This is a genomic window from Paenibacillus polymyxa (genome assembly GCF_018614975.1).
Lineage (GTDB): Bacteria > Bacillota > Bacilli > Paenibacillales > Paenibacillaceae > Paenibacillus > Paenibacillus polymyxa_E.
Genome location: NZ_JAGGNR010000010.1, coordinates 131756 through 155890 on the forward strand (window position 1 = coordinate 131756; position 24135 = coordinate 155890).

Here is a 24135-nt window from a genome sequence, read left to right on the forward strand (position 1 = left end):
CTTCGGTTTTATATCCGTACAAGCAAGGCTAGCATCAAAATGAATAAATTAAAAGGATGGACATACATGACGAATCAAACATTTGCTTCAATTGGCGTGGAACAGGATCTGGAGGCCGTTTTGGCGAAACATGGCATTAACGAACCTTCACCTGTACAGGCTCAGACGATCCCGGTTATTTTGGAAGGCCGGGATGTTGTATCCAAATCCCAGACGGGAACAGGGAAAACGCTGGCATATCTGCTGCCACTGTTACAATCCATCAAAATGGATATCAAAGGTACGCAGAAACTCATTATTGCACCTACACAAGAGCTGGCGATGCAAATTGTACGTGAAGCGCAGCGTTATGCGGAAGAACGTAAGATCGGCGTATTGGGTCTGATTGGTGGCGCAGCGGCTAAACGTCAGATCGAGAAGCTGCGTGAGCATCCACAATTGGTTGTGGGTACACCGGGACGACTGAAGGAATTGATTACACTCAAAAAACTGAAAATGCACAACGTCTCTACCATTGTCATTGATGAAGCGGATCAGGTATTCCAGCTTGGCGGCGTAAGTGACGTGAACTTTGTACTTAAGAGCGCATTGCGGGACCGTCAGCTGATCTTCCTGTCAGCAACTATTGATGAGCATACGGCTGGACTCGCAAAGCGTGAGATGAAAGAGCCTGTTCAGATTGGGATTGAACCGGATCGAGCTACGGCTGCGGGCCTTGAGCATTATTATTTTGTAGAAGAGAACCGTAACAAAATTGACATGCTGCGTCGTCTGGTTAGACAGTACAATCCGGATCGGGCAATCGTATTTGTGAATGCAACCGAAGATATTGGTGAAGTTGAAGCAAAAATGAATCACCTGGGCTTGTCTGCTGCTGCGCTGTATGGGGATGCTGACAAAGTGACCCGCAGTAACGTATTGTCTGCCTTCCGTAATGGCAAACTCCAATTGCTGATCGCCAGCGAAGTCGCTGCCAGAGGTCTGGATATCGAAGGCTTGCCAATGGTCATTAACTATGACCCTGCCTTTGACTCGGAGCACTATGTTCACCGTGCAGGTCGTACAGGCCGGATGGGACGCTCGGGTATCGTTTTGTCCATTGTGGATGAAACACAGATCTTTATTATGCGTAAATTCGCACGCGAACTCGGAATTGAACTGTCAGAACGTGTACTCTTTGGTGGTAAAGTACTGGAGGCTGATCCGCGTCCGGACACGCGGCCTGAGGGACATTCGTTCTCCAGAAAACCAGGGCAATCCAGAGATCGCAAACCAGGTCAGGGCAATCGTAATGGGGGAACCAGAGCTACAATCTCCAGTTCGCGTCCAGCGGGTAGCAAACCAACGGGCAATACAGGCCGCTCGGAGCGCGACCAGGATCGTAAAAACAAAGGAGCACCCAAGTGGAGTAAAGATAAAACGCCACGCTCCGAAGAATAGAATCTGACGAAAGGGGTGCAGGGATAGATGAAAAACGTTCAATCGCCTGTTCTGCAAATCAGCGGGTTAAGCGGAGGTTATAGTGCCAAACGGCCGGTCCTTCACGGCATCGATCTGGAAGTTGGACGTGGAGAGATGGTCGGTCTAATCGGCTTAAACGGTGCTGGCAAAAGTACAACCATGAAACATATCCTCGGCTTGATGACACCTCAACAGGGCGAAGTGCGAGTGATGGGCAAGAAGCGGGACGAGGATGCGCAGATCTACCAATCGGCTATGGCATTTGTACCGGAATCACCCGAACTGTATGATGAGATGACGGTGATGGAGCATCTGGAGTTTACGGCAAGAGCGTACAATGTGTCGGAGGCTGATTTCAAGCAACGTACGGAAAAACTGCTGGAACTGTTCCGTATGAATGAGAAAAGTACAAGTCTGTCGACTCACCTGTCCAAGGGGATGAGGCAAAAGGTCATGATCATGTGTGCTTTTGTGGCCGGACCACCACTGTACATCATTGATGAGCCTTTCCTGGGACTGGACCCGCTCGGTATTCGCTCTTTGCTTGATTTTATGCTGGAGATGAAAGCTTCGGGATCATCCATCCTGCTCAGTTCACACATTCTGTCCACGATTGAAAATTACTGTGACCGTTTTATCGTTCTGCACCGTGGGCAGGTTATTGCTCAAGGGACGCTGAATGAACTGCGCGCCCAATTCGGGGAATCGGATGCCACGCTGGAGCACATGTTCTATTCCCTCGTACAAGGCAGGGATTGAGCATGGATCTCAAGCTGCTATGGAAGCAAAGACGCGCAGGATTCTGGAACGGAATTCTTCCTTATCTGGGTTATGTGATCCAGAGCGGTGTAGCTATGGTCTTTTTATTTCTCGTCATTGCGTTCTCCGCCTGGTATACATCGTTTGTTCAGAACATTCCGGCGGAATTTCCGATTCGCTGGATTGCATTGCTGCTGCTGGCACCACTGGTGCTGTTTAGCAGTTATCGTACATATCTGCTTCCGGCAGATATTGTGTTCCTGCGACCACAGGAATACCGGATGCAGGAATATTTGAAGAACAGCTTTGCCCGTGGCATTATCTATAAAAGTCTGGGCCTGTTACTTGTGTTTGTTACATTGTGGCCGCTCTATGTCAGAGCAGATCTGGATGCACGCCCATTTGGCTGGTTCATCGTATTCCTGCTGCTGTGGAAAGGGCTGTCCAGTTATGGAGCATGGCAAGAGCTAAGAATGGTTCAGGTCGGCGCGACAAGAGGATACCGTCTCTTGCGATGGGCACTGGCTGTGCTGGCGGTTGGCGCCTGGTTATGGCAACCACCGCAGCGAAGCGTATGGTTCCTGTCGTTACTGGCTGTTGTATACATCGTCGCCTTGCGTATACCAGTGAAACATCGGGTAGCGTGGGAACGACTGATTCAGGTGGAGCAGGGGCAGGCTGGCAGAGTCATGCGGACGCTCGGCTGGTTTGTGGATGTGCCTTCATCCGGACAGAAAGTAAGTTCTCGACGCTGGCTTAGCAAATGGGGGAACGCTCTTCCCTGGAATGCGGGGAAAGCTTACCGTTACCTGATAACCAAAACGTTTATTCGAACCGAAGTGTTCTCAATCGTGTTACGGCTAAATGTACTTGGCATGTTACTATCCTGGTGGACAGCAGGCAGCTACTTTGGTGTAGGCGTGTATCTGTTCTTCCTGTTGCTTGCAGGTGTTCAGTTAGGTGCGCTACGTCGCAGTCATAGTGAATCGTTCTGGATCATGATCTATCCGATCTCGGGTGAGAGTCGTCGTTCTCAGGTGTTGGGATTCATATTCCATCTACATGCACTGGCTGCATTGCTCATGTGGTTGCCTATGCTGGCTGCCGGAACAAGTGGACTGAATGTCACCGGAGTAGCACTTATTTTGGGTATACTGGTGATTGTGATCATGCGGCGTTCGCAAGGCAACAAATGGTTGAAGGAAGAAGAAGACGAGTAAACAATCGATCGAACCTACGTACTTCTCGCCAGCCCAGATGTTGGTTCGAGTTGGACGGTGATCATTATTATACAAACAACAAAGACGGGTATTCCGAGCTGTGTCCCGGAATACCCGTCTTCATGTTGTACTCAGATCACTTGGTTCCCGCGCATGTCTGTGTATTTAGTACTAACAGAGGAATGATTTAGTGATAATGACGAGCAAGATGAACAGAACGAGAATGGCACCTGTGTTCGTAAAACCTCCGTAACCGCCGCATCCATAACCGCTTCTTGTATCTTCAACTCCAGACATGGTCATTCCCCTTTCGAGTGGTTTGTTTGGCACGCCCTTGCGTACATCGTATATTATGTGCAATGGGTTTAGGCTGATTGGGCCGATGCCTGGTAAAGCCAGAAATTAAAGCTTTTGGGCAGCTGTCCGAGTGAGGTAGTGATATCTGGCAAATTGTAAACACCAAAAGAACCCTTTGTATATCTGGAGACTTGCAACGTCACCGGTATACAAAGGGTTCTTATATCATTCAGGGCACAGACATGATCCTGTTTCCCCTGAGCTACTGAGATTGTTGTAACTTTGTTGCGATATTTTAACTAAGTCGTCCGCAGATCCTGAACTCCACGATAGATGGTTTCATACAGATCTTCCAATCCGGATTCTTCAATACAGGAGAAGGCGATTCGCAGATCCGATTCACCCAGCGCGATTGTACCCACACCATATTTGTGCAGCAAATGGCTTCGAAGTTCTTCAGCGCCAACTTCTTTCAGCTTCAGGCACATGAAGTAACCGGAGTTGAACGGATAATAGTCCCATGCATCTTCATACTTGCCGCTATCGAGAATGGCTTTTACCTTATTGGCGCGGCCTTTCATAATCTCGAACTTCTCCTGTTTCTGTGCTTCAAATTCCGGTGCTTTGAGCGCATCCAGTACAAAAGTCTGGGAAGGATGCGGGCCACTGGAGATCGTTGCCCGGATAATACCAAGTGTTTTTTGTTCCAATGCATGCAGAACGGCTGCATCTTCATGGGCATACGTAATGAATCCAACGCGGAAGCCCCATACGAACTCCTCCTTGGTTGCACCATCCACTTTTACAGTCAACACACGTGGATGAATGTTGGCAAGTTTGCCAAACAGGGACTCATGAATGGAATCTTCGAAGAACAGCCCGAAGTACGCATCATCTGTTACAGCAACCACGTTAACGCCGGCTTCAGCTGCCTGACGAATCGTGTTCACAATAGCATCTGCTTCTTCGGCTCCAGGCGTATAACCTGTAGGGTTATTCGGGAAGTTGAGCAGAACAATCGCTTTACCTTTGTCCTTTTGATCCAGCAAAGCCTGAAGCAGACCATCACTGTTGAAGTTCAACTGATCATCGAACAGGGGATAGTGAACCAACTGGCCATGACGACGAATTCCGAAGGTCAGCTCGTAATTTTCCCAGTTTTTATCCGGATATATGACAGCGTCCCCTTCATCGGCGAACAGGTCGGCTACGATACTTAGTCCATGGGTTAATGCATTGGTTACAATCGGATTGCCAAACGTTTTGCCTTCCAGAGAAGGTGTTTCCTTCAGCATCTTGTCTCTCCAGACGGTCCGCAATTCAGGTTTGCCTGCAGGAGGAGCGTAAGGATACAGATCCTTTGGCTGGAATGCAGACAGCTTCTCCTGAATAACCTGAAGATGCATCGGCACACCACCCTCCAGGGCGATACCAATCGTGGCATTATGGGTCTTGGCCAAGCTTGCTGCTTCAGCAGATTGACTCAAAATCCCCTCTTTAGGAAAATAAATTTCTTTGCCAAGCTGTGACAGCATGGAGTAGACGTGACTGCTGCCTGTCTGAATACTTTCGTTCAACTGTTCAGCCAGTGGATTCATTCTTTTCATCCTTCCAAGTCTTTGTGATTCAACTGCCTAACATTATATCACCTTGACATGCCCCCGTCACGGAAATTACGCAACATGACAGTTATATCGCTTTACCGCGTTGTTGCAGAGGGTTTATTGCTGATGAAATGGACAGTATTTCCGCATCATTGCTGCGGTTTCGGCATCTCGTCCCTCATTGCGCTGTTCCAGTTCACCACGGACATGATCCAAGCGATCGATAGACCAATTTTGTCCAAATTTAAACTTGGCGCTGATTCGTTCTGGGACGATTCTCACAACAGCTACAGCTTTGAGGTTTCCTGTGTAACGCGAGTCAGTAGCGTCAATGGGTACATATCCGCCTTGCGGCTGGAGTTTCTCCATGAATCGTTGCAATACCTTACCTTTGATATTGAGATCCTTAACCGATTCAGCCTGACCGAAGGCCATGACACTTTTGAAGAAAGAAGTCGCCGGACAAGCAAGCTCAGGATCACTGAAATAGGATGGAATCAGGGAGAACTCTTCAGCTACCGTGAAACTGACGGACGAATCCTGTTTAATCTGTTTCATCTTCTCGCCAGCCAGACTGCCGTGGAAATAAAAGCAACCGTCCATATAGACAAAATTCAGTGGTGTAACCCGTGGTTGTCCGTCCGGACTGACTGTTCCCAGAAAACCGAAGGAGCACTGATCCAGAAATGCGGTAATTTCCTGTTCTTCATCTACTGTGAATTCTTTCCGTCTCATGTGTATTCCCCCATCATTGAAATGTATAATAAAGCGCCATATCTTATGGATAACAATAGTTCATACATTGACAATGAAATAGATCCAATTTACATTCACTTTAGTAGGCCAATTAGTCGGGGATCACAGATGAAGACAAATGAAGAGAGGTGCATGATGGAATTGTGGCTGCCCATGGATACCTATGAGCTTCAGCATCGATACAAGTATGAGGCATTGTACCATGCGTTACGTGATGCCATTCATGCAGGCACATTGGTGGGAGGCACGCGGCTTCCTTCCACCCGTGAGTTGGCAAAGCAGTATGAGATGTCACGTGGTTCGGTAGCTCAGGTATACGACATGCTGCTTGCGGATGGTTATGTTCATGCACATCGGGGGAGAGGTACATTTGTAACCGAAACATTATCCACACAGGAAAATGAAAAACAGGAAGCCGTTCTCAAGTTGTCTCCCTGGGGTGAACGAGTGCAGATGTTGAATACGCAACATGAAGTCTTGCGAACTCAGATGTCTTCACCGAAGCCGTCTGTCATTAATTTTCAAATGCAGCGCATGCCTGCAGAACATTTTCCGCTAGGGGAGTGGAAGAGTGCACTCGCTGCAGTTCATCGCAGTGGTTGGCGAGAATCTAGTGGTGTAGCTGGTGATCCGGAGCTGCGTGAGGCCATCGCCTCCCATCTCAGATGGACACGTGGTATCCAGGCTGAACCCTCTCAGATTGTATTGTTCAGTGGTTCAATGCAAGGCATCACCTTGCTTTCTCAATTGCTGATTACGGAGAATACAGCAGTTGTATTGGAGAATCCGGGGTATCCGGGCATCGGCCATGCCGTCAAGTCCTTTGGGGGATATATCATCCCTGCAGAGGTGGATGCCGCAGGCATTATTCCTCAGCCTTGGGAGGCACAGACGTTATTTGTCACCCCTACCCGGCAGTTTCCAACAGGGGCCGTATTGGGGCTGGATAGAAGACGTACCTTGCTTGCGTGGGCCTCAAAGCGGAATGCGGTCATCATCGAAGATGATTATGACAGTGAATTTCGATGGGGCGGAAGACCCATTGAACCCCTCAAAGTGCTTGATCGTGAACAGCGCGTCATCTATGTCGGTTCATTCTCACAAACGATGGTTGCTTCGTTCCGACTTGGCTATGCCGTACTGCCACCTAGTCTGGTAGAACCTCTCCTTGCCGCCAAGGCGCTGTATGAACCGGTACCTCCGGCGCTGTTAGAGCAGCGCGCACTGGCAAAATTTATGTCCAGAGGTGGTTACCTGAGGCACTTACGGCGGTTAACCCGGTTATACGGGGAACGGCATGATTTTTTTGTCCGAGAGATGGAACTACAGTTGCCGGAAGCATTCGATATGCAGCTTGGTGATGCAGGACTGCATATCTATGCTACCTGGAATGGCGATGTGGACAGTTATCATCGATTTAAAAAGCTTGCTCAGGAGGATGGGATACTGTTTCGTGATGCAGAGCGATATCGGCTGACTCCAGCTCATCCGGCGGTCTGTTTTGGCTTTGCACATCTGGAGAAAGAAGAGATAGCGGAGGGTATACGACGAATGCGGTTAGCCTGGGAGAAGTGCACATTTTCGTTTCGGTGAATTCCGCTGTATAATGGGATAAGACATTTCGCTCCTGTCGGAGAAGAGATTATATATGAGCAAGTTGTATTGAATGATGCAAGATACTGAAATACATATGGCCTGGATTGAAGAAGTGAGATTCAGATCAGAAGGATGCCATATGCAGAGAGATTAACTATCAAGGGGGAGTGGCGACATGCTGCAGGCATCGCCGTCATCATTTGTTATTTTGCCCGCTGTCGCCAAAATTGTCTGTGAACCGGGCTGGAAGTGGCAGAAACGGGAAAAACCGATGCAAAACTATGATTTATTTTATGTATGGAGTGGTGAAGGAACGCTTGTACTGAATGACCAGTCGTATGAAGTTGGCAAGGGTAGTTGTTTTTTGTTCAGGCCAGGAGATCATCCTACTGCAACACATAATAAGCAAAAACCGTTGGTACTTACGTATATTCATTTTGATGTGGACGTGCCTGTTGCTGACGTTCCCCAGTCTTATCGCGAGGTACAGGAAACGGTGGAGTTTGAGCATTTGCTGGCACGTTATGTAAGACTGTTCTTATCGGATGTGTACGGACGTGATGAAGAGAGCCGATTGATTCTGAAGCAATTGATGATTCATTTGCTGCGCGCCGATACGGAAGAACCTGTGGAGAAAAAGGTAAGCAACCAGTTGTCCGATGTGATCCAGGAGGTCGCCAATTATGTGCGTCAGCATCCGGGAATTACGCATCGGGTGGAAGATCTGGCTGCCCGGGCTGGCTTATCGCCTCGATACTTCTCAATCAAGTTCAAGGAACTGGTTGGATCATCGGTGCAATCGTATATTATTCGCATGCGTATTGAACGGGCGGAACATCTGCTGGTGCATACCGGCATGAATGTGACCGAAGTGGCGGATGCTCTGGGGTACCGGGATATTTTCTTCTTCAGTCGTCAGTTCAAGCAGTATACCGGCAAAAGCCCGTCCGAGATTCGTTAAAATTCTGATGGGAAGAACATGACAACGTTTCATGTCTGGAACGTAAGGGTAATCATCTAGCATTCCAGATGACCAAAAGGGGGAACTTGTGATGAACGGAAAACGTCGGGTCCGCAACCGGGGATGCTCTACGAAGGGATGTAATATTTTCCGGAACCGTCTGCGTCGCTTCAAACCGGCAGAGGACTTGCAAGATGTGTGGTTTTGAGGAGAACTCAGCAGACCAATAACGACGGAGCGAAGCTTCGTATTGCATGTATACATGGATGAATATGAAGGCATAAAGAGGATGGCACAATACCTGGTTACAGGTGCTGCGCCATCCTCTTTATTTGCATATGGACCAACTAGTTCTTTGGTTTTAAACGACCAAGCAATGCACCCATTTTGACCGAATCACCTGGCTGTAAGCCTGGTTTCGGTTCGAATGTACCACTCTGCGTCAGCAGAACAACGGTGGAACCGAATTCAAAATAGGCCAGATCATCGCCTTGTGCCCAGGTACTTGTGTCCGTATCAGCATATTGTATGCTACTCACGTTCATCGCACCTACTTTGACAACCGCCACTTCACCGTAATCATGTGCGATATACGTAATGAGCCGTTCGTTACGACTAAGCACGGATCTCATATGGGTCAGGCCAAAATCATTCACGGGATAAACTTTGCCCTTGATGTGTTCGCTCTCTATTTTGCGGCCGCTGACAGGTGCATGAATGCGGTGATAGTCGCGAGGGCTGAGATAGAGGACGAACCCGTACCCGTGCTTGTACTTCTCCAGATGGGGAGAATGGTTTAATAATTCAGCAAGTGTATAATTTTGTCCCTTAACATTCAGGAGTGTCCCTGCAGATATTGGACCGGCTGCCGTAATCTTGGCATCTACCGGGCTGATCAGTGCATGCTCTGAAAGTTCCAACGGGCGCATGCCCGGCTTTAATTTGCGGGTAAAGAAATCGTTCAGTGAACGGTATTCCTTCCAGTCTTTCTCGGCCTCCTGAACAGGGATGTCGTAGGTCCGGACAAAATAAGGGATAAATGCCTTACTTCCCCGGCTTTTGGAGAAGGCTCCCACGGTCCGGGAGATCCATTTGCGCGAAGAAAGCTCGGTCATTAATCGCAACAGCGTTTTTGCCATGAATATCCCCCTTAGGGTTAATGCGAACTTCAAGGCCGGCAAGACCGGCCGTTCTGCATAATATTGACACAGAATGCACACGAAATCAATATGATCTCCTATCGTATGTCTGCGGTTGTCTCGGAATTCTCGAATTCTGTTCCAGTAGAAGTCGGCCATAGGCCATCGGTTTACTGTACGTTGCCTTCCAGTGTTCCGACATTCCCGCCTTGCGAAAACCGTAACGCTGATCCCGTCCATTGCATTCAATAAAATAGATCTGGCCGCTGCGCGTTATCCCGAGATCAAGGCCCAGATCAGCCAGATGTGGCAGACTGGCCGCCAGGTTCTGGGCAATTCGAAGTGCAACGAGTCCGATTCTGTATTCCAGTCGAGCCAGGTCGAAGCCAGCTTCTCCTAATCCAAGGGCCTCCGCGAGCCTCATGACTTTACCGCCCTGGGCGATGTTGGTGACAAACGTATGGGCAGGAGCCGCTTTGGCAAACATGCCTGTTATTCCCCAAAGACCATCGCTGCCACGTTGTACAGATACCCGCAAATCTACCGGCCTGCCCTCATAACGTACCAGTGGGATACGCTCTTCAATGAGGTAGGCATGGCGAAAGATCCGCCTTAGGGTGGCAGAAGGAAGCTGTCCATTGCTCAATCGGAAGGTAGCCCATCCTTTGCGTGCAGCCTTCGTCTCACAGGTTAGCTTCCACTGTCCATCTCGCTCAAAGACTCGCATAATACCATGACCGATGCTACCGCTGCATGGTTTGATGACGAGGTCATCATATTGTTCCATCATATGGGCCAGAGACTCTGGCGTAGCTTTAACTGCATGGGGCAGGTGTTCCCGCAAGGCGAGGTCCTGATGAAGCATGTCATGAATGTGATCTTTACGGTACCGGTTACGAACGTTGAATACCTGGATACCCTGCAACATCAGCTTGGTGATCTGATGCTGTTCCGTCCGGCGAAGCTGGAGTGATCGGTTATGAATGACGGAGGGCAGTGGCATGCGCTCGCGAACATATCTGCCTTCTTTTTTTACATAGGCAAGACATGTTTTTTGATCCGAATCAATATCTTCCAGCCTCAAAAAGCAGGGGGTTAATCCATAACTGGCCGCTGCCTGTTCATAATTCGCGAGTGATTCCTGACCGGTCCTTCCGGCCGGTATCCCCCGGTACATGCGTGAATCGAACATAATGCCGATCGTTTCTTGGAGCATGACCGTTCCTCCTTCGATGTTATCGCGACCATGGATCGTCCATTCATGGAATGCCGGCCTGTCACCGCATGGCTCAGACATCGCGATAACGCAGACCGGTGTGTGTATGCATAGCCATGCACTAGTGCTTGCTCAGACATAATATCCTATGACATGACTGGGACGGGGGCGTGGACAGCCGCCTTTCCTCTGCAGCCATGACACGCCTATTTCCACGAAGATCATCAAACCTTCCTGCCTTTACGCCTGTACATTCGTGCTCTGGAATCCGCAAAAGTCATAATTGAAGTGGCAGATGCCTATATGGAAGCATATGATGCCGGAGACGAACGTTAGAGGAAGGAGCAAGCTGCATGAGTAAAAATGGCAAAAAGAAGGTTCCGACGCCGAAACTGCGGCATGTGAGCCCGAAATTCAAGGAATTGGAACTGACTGATCGCCGGGCAGACAAGATGAACTCAGGTTTCACTGTGAATAGGGAAGAACGTTTGAATGCGAATAAAAGGGATTCGAGGGCTGTTCAGGAGTCGGAAGAATTCCTATTCGAATCAACGGAGCTACCTGCTTCAACGAACGAGCTGGAAGAGCTAGAGACCGAAGCCAAAATCAAGCTGGAACCCGTAGAGTCTGAACGCAAGGAAGTTGAGACACAAGATAGTTCGGAAAAGCAGATTCAGGTTAGCAGCTTGGCTCCGCTTGCTCTGGAAGAAGGGCAGGACATCAACAAGCAGGAGATAACAAGCAAGGACCGGCTGCAGATTCTGAACCAAAACCAGATGCCGGGTCATACCGGACACTACATCTACACAGACGACTTGAGTGAATTTGCTGTTACGGAGAGCAAGTTGGCTCCTTTCTCTGTGGATGCCTCCAAGCTGAAACCGGATGCGGTCGGTAGTGAAGCATTGCAAGATTATGCGGTGACCAGCATTCACATTGCAGACGGGGCCATTGTTTCCGCGAAACTTGCGGAAGCATCTGTATCCGAGGAGCACTTGATTGACGGCTCTGTGTCCGGTCAAAAATTACGCAATGCTTCTATTGCTGGTGAAAAAATCAGAGATGGCAGTATTACTTCGCAGAAGCTTGGCGACCAGGTCATCGATTCGGCCAAAATTGCCGACGGCTCCATCGGCACAAGACATCTCAGCCGCATGCTGGTAACGGAAGAATTAATCAAGAATTTTGCCGTAACTGGAGACAAGATCGCGATTAGCGGCGTGGATACAAGGCATCTCACGGGAGGAGCTGTAAATACCTCCAAACTGGCTGATGATGCAGTGACTACATCCAAAATTCGTGAAGCTGCTGTCACAGGCAGCAAAATCGAAGAACTATCCATCGAGTCTCACCATATTCAGGCAGGTGCTGTTAAACAGACACATCTGGCAGAAGGGTCTGTTGGTCGTTCACAACTATTAATTGGCAGTATTGGAAGTGACCAGATAGAGGATGGATCCATACAAACAAGACATTTAGCTGAGGGTTCACTAAGTGGAAGACATCTACTGGACGGTTCAATCGGTTCAAGCCAGCTTCGCGCTCATTCCGTTGGCAAGGGGCAGATTGGCAATGGAGAAGTGGGCAGTGAGCATTTGGCGGAAGGTGCAGTAACCAGCAGCAAACTGGCAGACCAGTCTGTGGGAACAGCAAAATTGCTGGAGCAGTCCATTACGGCAACCAAGATTTCTGACCAGAGCGTCATTTCTTCCAAAATTGCGGATGAAGCCGTACAGGGTAAACATCTTGCCAAAGGGGCCATTCGTGCGGAACACATTACGAATCGGGGTATCACGCCGGTACATGTGGACAATTCCGCAATACACTCCATTCACATTGCAAGTGGAAGCATCGAGGCAACTCATCTATCTGCCGGAAGTGTGTCCGGAGACGCTCTCGCTGACGACGTGGTGTGTGAGCGTCATCTTGCAGAGTCGGCAGTGGGTACGTATGAATTGCAGGATGCTGCTGTTACAGACGTCAAGCTCGCGGATGAAAGTGTGACAACAAATAAGCTTGGAACGGCATCGGTGAGTAGCAGAGCGCTTGCTCCGGGAAGTGTTATATCCTCGCATCTTGCGAGTGGTGGAGTCACAGGTACACATCTGGCACCAGGCAGCGTGGGTTCCGAGGCCCTGAGACCTTATGCAGTGAAATCGGAACATCTGACAGAACATGCCGTAGGTGTACCTCATCTCCAGCCGGGTAGTGTTGAAACGGATGCGATTGCACGGGCCGCGGTCACAACAGACAAATTGGCTCTTGATAGTGTAACTTCAGCTCAGCTGGCGGACGGGTCCGTTTTTCCGCCTCATCTGACAGATCATGCGGTTACCTCCCCCAAGCTTTCACCAGAGAGTGTTGCAACAGATAAACTCGCGGATTTTGCTGTCACGTCAGCTAAACTGGCAGACGGCAGCGTGACTTCTTCCAAGATTATGGCAGAGAGCATTAACGCCAAACATATTCCAGCAGGAACCATTCGCGGGTATCACCTGAAGCAGCATGCCGTTTCCCTGGAACATTTGTCGGAAGAAGTACGCTCACCGGAATTATTTGCTGATGGCAGTATTACGGGCAACAAACTTCGGCATGGGTCCATAAGTGCGGACCATTTGACAGCAGACTCGGTATCGGGGACAGAACTACAACAGGCTGCTGTAGGTAGTGAGCACTTGCAGCCATCCGTTGTACAATCCGTCCATCTGGCTGAAGGCAGCGTGAAATCTGACCATTTGGGAACTCAAGTCGTGAGCTCACAGCATCTGAAGGCAGACATCATTCATGAGGAGCATATTGCTGAACAGGTGGTCACATCACATCACTTGGCACCTGGATCTGTTGAAACAGACCATCTGGCACCTTTATCCATTACAGCGGCTCACCTTCAGCCAGGTTTGATCAGTGGTTTGCATCTTCAGGCAGAGTCCACAAGTGCTGTTCACCTGCAGCAAGGAGCGGTGCATTCCCGTCATATTCAAGATGGTGAAATTCTCCCTCATCATATCCATGAACGCAGCATCGGAACATCTCATCTGGAAGAAGAAGCGGTAAGTACGATTATATTGCAGGATGAATCTGTAACACGCTCCAAACTAGCAACGGGAAGTGTGGATGGCAGCAAATTAGCCGCAGGAACCGTATCGGCTACTCACATTGCCAATGAAAGTGTGCAAACCCGTCATATCCAAGAAGGAGCAATCCTTGCTGATCATATTCAAGAGTGCAGTATTGGCTCAGTTCATCTGGATGAGGAGTCTGTAAGTGCAGTTCATTTGCAAAATGGATCTGTAACAAGTGCCAAACTGGCGGATGGCAGTATCAACGGCAGCAAATTGCTTGAAGGAACCGTATCGGGGGTTCATATTGCGTCCGAAAGTGTGCAAACCGGGCATATTCAGGCAGGGGCTATTCATGCTGACCATATTCAGGAGCGGAGCATCGGCACAACCCATCTGGAGGAGGAAGCCGTAAGTGCGATTCACCTGCAAAATGGGTCTGTCATCAGTGCCAAACTGGCCGACGGCAGTGTAACCGGCAGCAAGTTGATCGAAGATGCGGTGTCGGGAATCCATATCGCCTCTGAAAGTGTGCAATCCCGCCATATCCAGGCAGGAACAATCCTTGCTGACCATATTCAGGAGCACAGCATCGGCATGCTCCACTTGGAACAGGAAGCAGTAAGTGCCATTCATCTGCAAAATGGATCTGTAACAAGTACCAAGTTGGCCGACGGCAGTGTAACCGGCAGCAAGCTGCTTGAAGGTGCAGTATCGGATAGCCACATTGCAGACGATAGTGTGCAATCCCGTCATATTCAAGAGGGAACAATCCTTGCTGATCATATTCAAGAGCGGAGCATCGGCACAGTACATTTGGAAGAGGAGTCGGTAAGTGCCATTCATTTGCAAAATGGATCTGTAACGAGTGCCAAACTGGCGGATGGCAGTATAACTGGCAGCAAGTTACTCGAAGGTACGGTATCCGGGATTCATATTGCATCGGAAAGTGTACAATCCGGGCATATTCAGGAAGGGTCCATCCATTCTGACCATATTCAGGAGCGAAGCATAAGCACAGCCCATCTGGAAGAGGAAGCCGTAAGTGCGGTTCATCTGCAAAATGGGTCCGTCACAAGTGCCAAATTGGCTGACGGTAGCATTAGCGGCAGCAAATTGCTCGAAGATGCTGTATTGGGGAGCCATATCGCATCGGAAAGTGTGCAAACTCGCCATATCCAGGCAGGAGCGATCCTTGCTGATCATATTCAGGAGCAAAGCATTGGTACGTCCCATCTGGAGGAGGAAGCAATAAGTGCGGTTCATCTGCAAAATGGGTCCGTAACGAGTGCCAAACTGGCGGATGGCAGTGTGAGCAGCAGCAAACTGCTTGAAGATGCGGTGTCGGATGTCCATATTGCCAATGGAAGTGTGCAATCCCATCATATCCAGGAGAGAGCCATACATGCTGACCATATTCAAGAGCGAAGCATTGGGATCTCCCACCTCAAAGCGGAATCGGTAAGTGCGATTCACCTGCACAATGGTTCCATAACAAGTGCCAAAATGGCTGACGGCAGTGTAAACGGTAATAAATTGCTTGAGGGTGCGGTATCGGCTATCCACATGGCAGACAAAAGTGTGCAATCTCGTCATATTCAGGATGGAACCATTCTTGCCGATCATATTCAAGAACGCAGTATTCGCACAACTCACCTGGAAGAGGAAGCAGTAAGCGGGGTTCATCTGCAAAATGGGTCCGTCACAAGTGCCAAATTGGCCGATGGCAGCGTGAACGGCAGTAAACTGAGTGAGCAGAGTATTACCTCTAATCATTTGAATGCGGGGATTGTAGGTCCAGCGCATTTGAGCGAAGAGATATGGAATGCGATTCGTCAGTTCAGTGGAGAAACGCTGGAGCAACTGGCAGCTATCAAAAGACAAGAGGGATTGCTTCAACCAGAAAATGAGGGTGTACAGCAATCACAGCAGGCAATCGTCGAGGCATTACCGAGTGCTGGTCTGGAGCAACGACAAGAGCTGATATCCCAAACAGATCAGCTTGGAGAACCACCTGCAGCTTTGTTCACGACAGAACAGGCAGAGCAGGAAGATCAGGAAGATCAGGCTCAGCAACCACAGCTTGAACGGTCACCGGAGATCGCTGGAACTACGGAGTTTATGTTAAGTGAACAATCGATTAAACAGGAGCATCTGTGTGATGATGCCGTGGGCAGCAGCCAGTTGCAATCGGGGGCAGTTCAGACCAAACATCTGGCCTTCCAACCCGTTCGCAGCGTAAGCCAACAACCGGTTGTACAACAATTCGGGATGGAAGCTTTTTTACTGCCAGAGAGTGAAGTATGCACAGAGGTAACCGTTGTTTTTGAAGAATCATTTGCTTCAGAACATTATGTGATTGTGGGCATGAGCAATGATCGGGGATTCCAGATTTCCCTGCTCTCACAGAGTGAGGATGAAGCGGTACTTGAGGTGTCGCGTACGGCAGATTGCAAGCATACGTACGGGTTGTTGTCATGGATTGCTGCGGGACCCTCACAAGGATAGTGCAGGATTGTATCAGTAATACACAAATGACAAAAGCGGTGTCCAGAGTTGTCCGGGACACCGCTTTTGGTTGATCTAAGCTTAATCCGTTCGGACGGTGAGGGGTGTCTGAACGTTTCGTTACCATTATGATGAATACATTATAAGTTCAACCACAATAAAATAAATTTTACAGACCTACAGCTTGATACGCTTTGGTAATAGCAGTAGCTTCAGCGGAAGTTGCTCCGTACAGATCTTTGGCTGCTTGAATGGTAGCTGTTTTGGCAGCGGCAAATTTGGACGTTGGTGTCAGGTAGTTCACCAGTGTGCTGTAGAAAATCTGGATCGCTTTATCCCGGCCGATTCCGGTAACAGTTACACCATTATGTGTTCCGCCTTGAGCGGCAAGGTAGTAAGCTTTGTTGATGATACCACTGTTGATATGGACACCGCCGTTGTCCTGTGAGCCTGTGTAGCGATCGCTGTATTTGTCAGGTTGACCATACAATGTAGGGTTGGAGAGGGAGCGCAGCGCATCTCCTGGAATGTTAGGTGTGTAGATATCATCCCCGAGCAGCCAGTTTTTGCTTTGGATCGTATTACCGAAAATATCGGCAAAGGCTTCGTTAAGTGCACCTGGCTCATTGCGATATTCCAGATCGGCTGTGTATTCAATAACACCATGCGTCAATTCATGACCCACAACATCCAGATCACCAGACAGGGATCGGAACGTTGTTCCATCTCCGTCACCAAAGACAATCTGTGCCCCGTTCCAGAAGGCGTTATTATAATTGGAGCCGTAGTGCACGGTTGATCTGATCAACAATCCGTTACCATTAATACCGTTACGGTTGAATTTGTTTTTGTAGAAATCATACGTAGCAGCCGCATGAGCGTGAGCATCTACACCTGCGCGATCGGTCCATACATTATCCGAATCCGTGAGCAAGCTACCAGGCAGGAAGGAGCCATTGTTCGCCGTGTACGTTTGGATGCCATTGCCGCGAGTGGTGTCTTTCAGTTGGAAGGTGCTGCCGGATTGGGTGGTTGTCAGGGTTTTGGTATCTCCAAGCACACCTGTACCTGTTCCAGTAGCGAAGTTAATGAGGTCAAACTGGGATACGATACTGCCATCCACTGCGTTAATGAAATATTTGGTCCGTAGAGGGGCAGGTTCCAGTACGTTTACTTCCGTAATGTAAACCAGATACGTCTGACCATCTTCTTCATGATGATAGATGTTCAATTCAGCTTGAGGTGTGATTTCCGCGGCACCAAGCTCTCCAATCCGGGAGGTTGCTTCTTCGGTTGCAATCTGGATCGCGTCTTCTCCGCTGATCTCGGCTACACCATCATTCGGAATGGCCTGCTCTTCAATCGGTGGAAGATCGCCAAGTGCGGAACTCACGGCTCCGGTTTTGTCCAGGTGAACCGTCTGTTCTGCACCATAAACCGGGATACCTTTAATATACTGTTTCAGGCGGAAGTGTCTTACGCCAGATGTGTCTGTGTTTCTTTTGACAATTTTGAGTTGGGATTTCACATCGGAATTCAGGAATTGTTCCTGCTGTCCAAGGTAATTAAAGATGGTGTCATCTGTTCCACTGTTCAATGGAATACCCTCCTCAGAGGCATAAGGGGCCTGAAGTGGAATGGATTGATCAGACACTGGAGCTGCAGTAGCAGAGGATACGGAAGCGAGCAAAAGAGCTCCTCCAAGAATTGTTGGCATAACTTTGGCAAATTTCATAGTAAACTCTCCCATTCTTAAACTTATTTTTTGGTTGGAAAATGTTCATGCCAGTCTCGGTTGGAATTCCGTCTGCAACTTGGGCAGCGCGGAGCGTGGGGCTGAACCGCCGGGGGTTGTCCAATTGCGCAGGTAGAAGATACGTTCACGGAAAACTGGGGTGTTCAATCCGGGTTTGCGTAAACGACAAAGGCAGTGTGATCTGAACGGCATCACTCCTCTCAAGAGTAATATGTATCTGCTTAACAGGTTCTGTGAATGAGGTCATCATCTAATCAACCTAAGGTCAATAAATTGATTTAAAAATATATGGGAACTTACGTTCACCACGAGGTTATTTTTGTAAATAAAACTGCTTGGAACGTATATTATCACAGTGTAAAACTTTGGAAAAGATGCAATTTTAAATTTTTTTTAAAATTGTGTCTGAAGTAGGGGAGAGGTAGCGTTTTTCACATATTTTGACGTATTTTGTCTAAAAGCAAGGCCTGTCCCCTTGTGTTCACAGGGAGAACCTGCTTAGTGCAAGGACAAACGCCGTTTCCACTGCTCCACGAATACATAGAATAACGTGTACTCCCTTGGCATGCCGATGATTGAATGCGGGAGGTGAAACTGTTGCGCAAAACCCGTACCACAGCACGTTATGCAACCCGATCCAATGTGACACGAAGAAAAACAGTGCTGAAGAAACGAAGATGGAAGTCTGGACACAAAAAGGGTACAAAGGCCTATACGTTCGTTATTCCGTCCAGACAGCTGATGCCACAGGCTAAGGATGGAGTAGAGAATGGAGCGGAAAATGGCATGAGTGATGCTCCTTCACACAGGGATGTTTCTCAGGGACCGGTGCTCTCGGTCATTATCCCTGCTATGAATGAGGAGAAAACGATTGGTGCAGTTGTACGTGAAGCGCTGCGGATATGCCGTGATGCTGAAGTGCTTGTCGTTGTGAATGGTTCAACAGACGGTACGGCTCACGCAGCCAAACGGGCTGGAGCACGAGTGCTCACGTATACAGAAGCGCTGGGACATGATGGAGGACGAAAAGTAGGCGCAGAGTCGGCCGGTGGTCAGGTATTGCTGTTTACTGATGCAGATATCGCCATTCCCGCAGAGCACCTTGCGCCTTACGTGAAGGCTGTGCTGAAGGGAACGGATGTGGCGCTTAACGATTACCATGGGCCGGTCACTCATCATCCCGTTCATCCGGTAGTGGAGGCCAAACACATGTTGAACAGCATACTCGCAAGATCTGATCTCCGGGGGGCATCCATGACAGCTATTCCACATGCAATAAGCCGAAAAGGACTTGAGGTCATGGGAATATCCTCACTGGAAGTTCCGCCACTCGCACAAGCCAAGGCAGTGATCGGTGGACTTCGGGTACGCGCTGTTCATCACGTACCTGTGGGTAGAATGAATGCAGTACGAATCAAGAAGCGAAGCGGACCTGATCCGCTAAGTCAAGTGGTACTGAATGATCATATGGCAGCGATCAAGTGGATTACGGATACGCTCGGTCCCCGCGGAGGTTATACCGATCTGAAACGTGTTCGCAACCTGGCGAGGTAAGCATGTCGCATCGGATGATGCAGCATGCTGGAGGTGAGGAAATGAAGGGACGGTCAGGGGTTGTCCGCCGCAGGCGGACAACAAATAGACAAACGACAGCAGGAAGAACAGGAATTAACAAGCGTCCTAGGAACAAGAAGCATGTAGATATTAAACAAACAAGAAGAAGCCGATCAAAGTCTGGCCAAGTAAATCTGCACTTGATGTGGAAAGCGGGGCAAGTTGCAGGAAGCGAGGCAAAGGCGAACAACACAGTATCAGAAAAACATGCACGTCTCGTATGGAATGCACACGCGGCGAACGTTGCGGAGCTAAGCAACTTCGAGCTAACCCTGAAAGCAGGTAAGGCATTTATGCAGGGTTATGCTCATGCCTCGGGACATTCATTCCAGATCGTGCCGCTACCTTTTCGTCATTCGGCTGCTGCCGTTGTCTGTGCCTGTAATGAGGAACACACACTGGGGCAGGTGTTATTGCAACTAAAGCGGTTGCCTCTGACGGATATTATTGTGGTACTGAATGGAACGACAGATGACAGTTTGAAGCAGGTACTAAGTCAGCCGGGACTTATAGTAGTCTATGAACCTGATCGGGCAGGACATGATGTGGGCAGGGCACTTGGAGCCAAGATGACGGATGCGGAGACGGTACTTTTTGTGGATGGAGATATGGTCGTCTCGGCTGAACAGCTTGCACCCTTTCTGTTCGCGGTTGATCGGGGACAGGATGTGGCGTTGAATAATCTGACGTCTTTGCTTCCTGCGTTTGCAGGGCAGGATGAGGTAAGCCGGATCAAAGCATATCTGAACCGAACGTTAGGCAGGGCAGATCTTGGTTCCAATTCCATGACAGCCGTGCCCCATGCCTTGTCTCGTCGTATGATTCAGACCGTGAAACCAGCATCACTGACCGTTCCACCTAAGGCACAAAGTTTAGCTATTCAGCATGGAATGAACGTCTCGGCACCAAGTCAGGTGGATGTTATTCGTTCCAATCGGTTGCGTCCTGGTAACACGGGAAGTGGGAATGATGTCGCCAAATTGATCATCGGAGATCATCTGGAGGCACTGGCTACATTGCTGGGTACAGGTTGGAATCCAGCCCAGACACATACACTCTCCCGTGTAGAAGTGGCTTACAGGAGGAACGCCAGATGACACTGACGAGTATAATTATCCCAACTTACAATGGTCTGGATCTGATCAGGCCCTGCATCGATGCCATACGTCAATACTCAGGCGATCCTGCGTCATATGAAATTATCGTGGTAGACAACGGCTCGACGGATGGAACGGCTGAATATTGTGCGCGAGAACGAATTCGATTTGTAAGGTTCCCGGACAATCGGGGGTTTCCGGCAGCGTGTAACGCTGGACTTCGTGCAGCTTGCGGGGATGAGCTGTTGCTGTTGAACAATGATGTTACGGTCACGCCACGTTGGCTGGAGAACCTGCGAACGGCTCTGTACAGTGACGCAAGTATTGGGATCACGGGTCCTGTTACGAATTATGCAAGCGGCATCCAGCAGATTGAACTGGCGTTTCGGGATATGGAACATTTTCAGGAGTTGGCCAATTCCAATAATGTTGCGGATTCTTCAAGGTGGAGGGAAGTACGCCGGATCGTTGGTCTGTGCATGCTGATAAAACGAAATGTAGTCGAATCGGTTGGACTGCTTGACGAGGCATATTCTCCGGGACACTATGAGGATGACGATTATTGTTATAGAGCAAGATTGCAGGGATATCGCTTGCTGGTATGTGGAGATGTTCTCGTGCATCATCAGGGAAGTGCCAGCTTCCAGAAGACAGATCCGGTAGCGTGGAAACAGCTGCTTGAGCGTAATCGTTCGATTTTTATGAACAAATGGCATGTCGATCCGCTTGAATATATGGACATATCCGATGAAGGAGGGAACGTGGAATGAAAGGTGTAATTCTTGCCGGCGGAACAGGAACTAGACTGTATCCGCTGACCCGGCTCATTAATAAACATCTGCTTCCAGTCGGTAAACATCCGATGATTATGTATGGCATCGACAGGCTCCGCCAGGCAGGCATTGATGATCTATTGATTGTGATCAACAAACATTCCGCCGGGTTATATACAGAGTATCTTGGTGGCGGAGCGGATCATGGGGTCAAGTTGACTTATCGCATTCAGGAAAAGGCAGGCGGGATTGCGGAAGCATTGGATCTGGCAACTTCCTTTATTCTTCCTGGCGAAAAATTCGTTGTGCTTCTCGGAGATAATCTCTTCAGCGATGATCTGAAGCCTTATGTGGACCGTTACATGCAGCAGCCTGCTGGTACAGCGCGAGTTCTGCTCAAAGAGGTGGATGATGCAAGACGTTACGGGGTGCCTGTTTTTGATCCAAAGCATCCAGAGCGAATCTCGTACATTGAGGAGAAGCCAAGCCAGCCGAAAACCTCTTATTGTGTGACGGGCATATACATGTATGACGATCATGTATTTAACCTGATTCGCAACATTGCGCCGTCTGCGCGTGGAGAACTTGAAATTACGGATGTGAATAATCACTACGCGTCTGCTGGCGGACTGGAATACGATGTTTTGCAGAAATACTGGAGTGATGCAGGTACATTTGATTCGCTCCAGGAAGCTGCTGTCCGCATGAAAGGACAGTTACCCTAAAATATATGCGACTGATGCTGCCGCTGTGCGGTGCCCCATGGGAGCAGAACACTCTGCGCCGGAGCTGGAAGGATGCTCCGGCGCTTTGCGCAGCGACAATCCTCGTGCATTGCCAAAGGAGGGAATGGCGTGAGAGTAGTGACACGCACCGGGGCTGTTAGGGCCTCCGTGTCGGGTAAGCCCCGGGGCATCCACCCGGCCGTATTTATGGGCAGGGGCACTCCGGCAGCAGGTACAGGGTCTGCTGGAGTCAGAGGTGTGAAGTCAGGGAAACGGAGTACCCTGAACAAAGGGGGTACATCTGCAGGCGCAGCGCATAAGGTCCGTGCAGGCAAAGCGAGCAGCACGGGCAGTGTTGTTGGCAGGGCAGGCAAAGCTGGCCGTGCGAGCGCGAGCAAAGCGGCAAGAACCAGCCGCACCGGCAAAGGCAAAGCCGGTCTGCGCCAGGCCACTGCTGGGCGCAGGCCGGCACCAGCGCGGGGCCGGCGTGCCGCTGCCCGCGCCAAGCAGCGCACGGCGATGCGCCGTGCGCCCATGCCAGCACCGCAAGCCAGCACGCCACAGGCGATGCCTGCCAGCGGTGCTGGCCCCGCCCCGCGCCAGGCGACACACCCGAAGGGTGTTGCCCCCGCTGGGCGGGGAGGCGCTGCCGGTGCGAAGGGCTTGCCGCCTCCGCCCGCGGAGCACGCAGTGCAGGCGGAGGCCGTGCCCGGCGGCTACGCCGAGGGCTACCGCGACGGCGTATTCGCCGGTGGGGAGGCGCTGGTGGCGCAGCACATCCCGCCGGATCACATTCTGCCTGCCGTGGCGGCGGCAGATCTCATCGCGGCGGGATTCCGCCAATATGCGCCCAGCCTGGCCCGGCTGTCCAGCCCGCATGAGATGGCTGGACACATCATGGCGGCGCTGGATGCGCAGCGCCCCTTGTCTGTCGTTCGCCTCGGAGATGGCGAACTGCTCACGCTGGCAGCCGATACAGTGCTGCCAGGCCAGGAAGTGCAGGAGCTGGCACCGTTTCTGCCCTATGCAGGGGTGCCATGCTCAACGCCAGACATCCGCGCGATGCTTGCGGAAGCCATACGGGCCGCCGACTGGGTTGGCGTGCCGATCTCGCGGGCGCCCACATTCCAGGGGCTGTTATTCCCGGTATTGCGTCACTTCGGGATCGACTGGTCCCGGCTGAAATTGACCAGTTCCACGATCAATTACAGTCTGCATCAGTCCGGCCTGGTGTTGCCCTTGCTGCAAGGACGGCGGGTTCTGCTCATAGGCAGCCAGGCACCAGAGCTTGCGGCACTGCTGCAAAACAGGGGGATTCATGTCACAGGCATCATTGGTTCTGTGGCGGGAGTCATGGATATTCCGAGGGTGATGCAGCAAACCGCAGAACATGCTTTTGATATCGCGTTGGTGGCAGCGGGAATTCCGGCGGTCATTCTGTGTCGGCGGATTGCAGGTGAGCTCGGCAAGGTCGCTCTGGATTTTGGACATTTGGCTGACAAACTGGTAACAGGAGAGCTTCAACTCTAGTGGACCGTCCGGGGGCTGGTCATGTGCGTGTTGGCCTCACGGACAAGTGGAAATGGAGGGAGCA

Annotated in this window: 18 protein-coding genes; 11 read left to right on the top strand and 7 right to left on the bottom strand. The window is 50.1% G+C overall.

What is annotated here, in order from left to right; genetic code table 11:
- The first annotated feature begins 66 nt into the window (after positions 1-66).
- Genes J7E78_RS07950 through J7E78_RS07960 form a run of 3 tightly spaced genes read left to right on the top strand, consistent with a single transcriptional unit; the run spans position 67 to position 3440 of the window.
- Positions 67-1440, top strand: coding sequence for a DEAD/DEAH box helicase (locus J7E78_RS07950; RefSeq protein ID WP_215075717.1), 1374 nt, complete (start codon positions 67-69; stop codon positions 1438-1440).
- A 27-nt stretch (positions 1441-1467) separates the two neighbouring features.
- A complete protein-coding gene (locus J7E78_RS07955; protein ID WP_215075718.1) occupies positions 1468-2220 on the top strand; it encodes an ABC transporter ATP-binding protein in 753 nt (250 codons plus the stop codon).
- Positions 2221-2222: 2 nt separating this feature from the next.
- Complete coding sequence (locus J7E78_RS07960; RefSeq protein WP_215075719.1) at positions 2223-3440, top strand: ABC transporter permease; 1218 nt, start codon at positions 2223-2225, stop codon at positions 3438-3440.
- 171 nt (positions 3441-3611) lie between these two features.
- Here J7E78_RS07960 and J7E78_RS07965 read toward each other — a convergent pair whose 3' ends face one another.
- From J7E78_RS07965 to J7E78_RS07975, 3 genes are all read right to left on the bottom strand, one after another.
- Positions 3612-3737 (bottom strand): YjcZ family sporulation protein, encoded by a 126-nt coding sequence (locus tag J7E78_RS07965; protein WP_215075720.1) that lies wholly within the window; start codon positions 3735-3737, stop codon positions 3612-3614.
- Between the two features lie 299 nt (positions 3738-4036).
- A complete protein-coding gene (locus J7E78_RS07970) occupies positions 4037-5335 on the bottom strand; it encodes an aminotransferase class I/II-fold pyridoxal phosphate-dependent enzyme (protein WP_215075721.1) in 1299 nt (432 codons plus the stop codon).
- A 123-nt stretch (positions 5336-5458) separates the two neighbouring features.
- A complete protein-coding gene (locus tag J7E78_RS07975) occupies positions 5459-6076 on the bottom strand; it encodes a pyridoxamine 5'-phosphate oxidase family protein (protein ID WP_215075722.1) in 618 nt (205 codons plus the stop codon).
- 156 nt (positions 6077-6232) lie between these two features.
- Here J7E78_RS07975 and pdxR point away from each other — a divergent pair, with 156 nt between their 5' ends.
- Both pdxR and J7E78_RS07985 read left to right on the top strand, forming a co-directional pair.
- Positions 6233-7690 (top strand): MocR-like pyridoxine biosynthesis transcription factor PdxR, encoded by a 1458-nt coding sequence (gene pdxR / locus J7E78_RS07980; RefSeq protein ID WP_215075829.1) that lies wholly within the window; start codon positions 6233-6235, stop codon positions 7688-7690.
- 178 nt (positions 7691-7868) lie between these two features.
- Positions 7869-8654, top strand: a complete 786-nt coding sequence (locus tag J7E78_RS07985; protein WP_036605807.1) for an AraC family transcriptional regulator — start codon at positions 7869-7871, stop codon at positions 8652-8654.
- Positions 8655-9001: 347 nt separating this feature from the next.
- Here J7E78_RS07985 and asd read toward each other — a convergent pair whose 3' ends face one another.
- A complete protein-coding gene (asd, locus tag J7E78_RS07990) occupies positions 9002-9793 on the bottom strand; it encodes an archaetidylserine decarboxylase (protein WP_062837904.1) in 792 nt (263 codons plus the stop codon).
- 85 nt (positions 9794-9878) lie between these two features.
- Complete coding sequence (locus J7E78_RS07995; protein ID WP_215075723.1) at positions 9879-11009, bottom strand: YheC/YheD family endospore coat-associated protein; 1131 nt, start codon at positions 11007-11009, stop codon at positions 9879-9881.
- Positions 11010-11362: 353 nt separating this feature from the next.
- Here J7E78_RS07995 and J7E78_RS08000 point away from each other — a divergent pair, with 353 nt between their 5' ends.
- Entirely contained in the window at positions 11363-16576 is a 5214-nt protein-coding gene (locus J7E78_RS08000; RefSeq protein WP_215075724.1) for a WIAG-tail domain, read from the top strand.
- Between the two features lie 169 nt (positions 16577-16745).
- On the opposite strand, the gene J7E78_RS08005 is transcribed toward J7E78_RS08000, so the two are convergent.
- Positions 16746-18311 carry a M4 family metallopeptidase gene (locus J7E78_RS08005; RefSeq protein WP_215075725.1) on the bottom strand — a complete coding sequence of 522 codons (1566 nt, stop codon included), beginning with the start codon at positions 18309-18311 and terminating at the stop codon, positions 16746-16748.
- A gap of 609 nt (positions 18312-18920) precedes the next feature.
- Here J7E78_RS08005 and J7E78_RS08010 point away from each other — a divergent pair.
- Genes J7E78_RS08010 through J7E78_RS08025 form a run of 4 tightly spaced genes read left to right on the top strand, consistent with a single transcriptional unit; the run spans position 18921 to position 22541 of the window.
- On the top strand, positions 18921-19886 hold the full coding sequence (locus tag J7E78_RS08010) for a glycosyltransferase family 2 protein (protein ID WP_311516960.1): 966 nt from the start codon (positions 18921-18923) through the stop codon (positions 19884-19886).
- Positions 19887-19927: 41 nt separating this feature from the next.
- On the top strand, positions 19928-21043 hold the full coding sequence (locus J7E78_RS08015) for a glycosyltransferase family A protein (protein WP_251034898.1): 1116 nt from the start codon (positions 19928-19930) through the stop codon (positions 21041-21043).
- Positions 21040-21813: a glycosyltransferase family 2 protein gene (locus J7E78_RS08020; protein WP_215075727.1), complete on the top strand. Its 774-nt coding sequence runs from the start codon at positions 21040-21042 to the stop codon at positions 21811-21813. Before J7E78_RS08015 ends, J7E78_RS08020 begins: the two co-directional genes overlap by 4 nt.
- Positions 21810-22541 (top strand): sugar phosphate nucleotidyltransferase, encoded by a 732-nt coding sequence (locus J7E78_RS08025; RefSeq protein ID WP_215075728.1) that lies wholly within the window; start codon positions 21810-21812, stop codon positions 22539-22541. The genes J7E78_RS08020 and J7E78_RS08025 overlap by 4 nt, the downstream gene beginning before the upstream one ends.
- Here J7E78_RS08025 and J7E78_RS08030 read toward each other — a convergent pair.
- Positions 22538-22993, bottom strand: a complete 456-nt coding sequence (locus J7E78_RS08030; protein WP_215075729.1) for a hypothetical protein — start codon at positions 22991-22993, stop codon at positions 22538-22540. The genes J7E78_RS08025 and J7E78_RS08030 overlap by 4 nt on opposite strands.
- Before the next feature lie 430 nt (positions 22994-23423).
- On the opposite strand from J7E78_RS08030, the gene J7E78_RS08035 reads away from it, so the two are divergent.
- Entirely contained in the window at positions 23424-24071 is a 648-nt protein-coding gene (locus J7E78_RS08035; RefSeq protein WP_285229355.1) for a GT-D fold domain-containing protein, read from the top strand.
- The last annotated feature ends 64 nt before the right edge of the window (positions 24072-24135 follow it).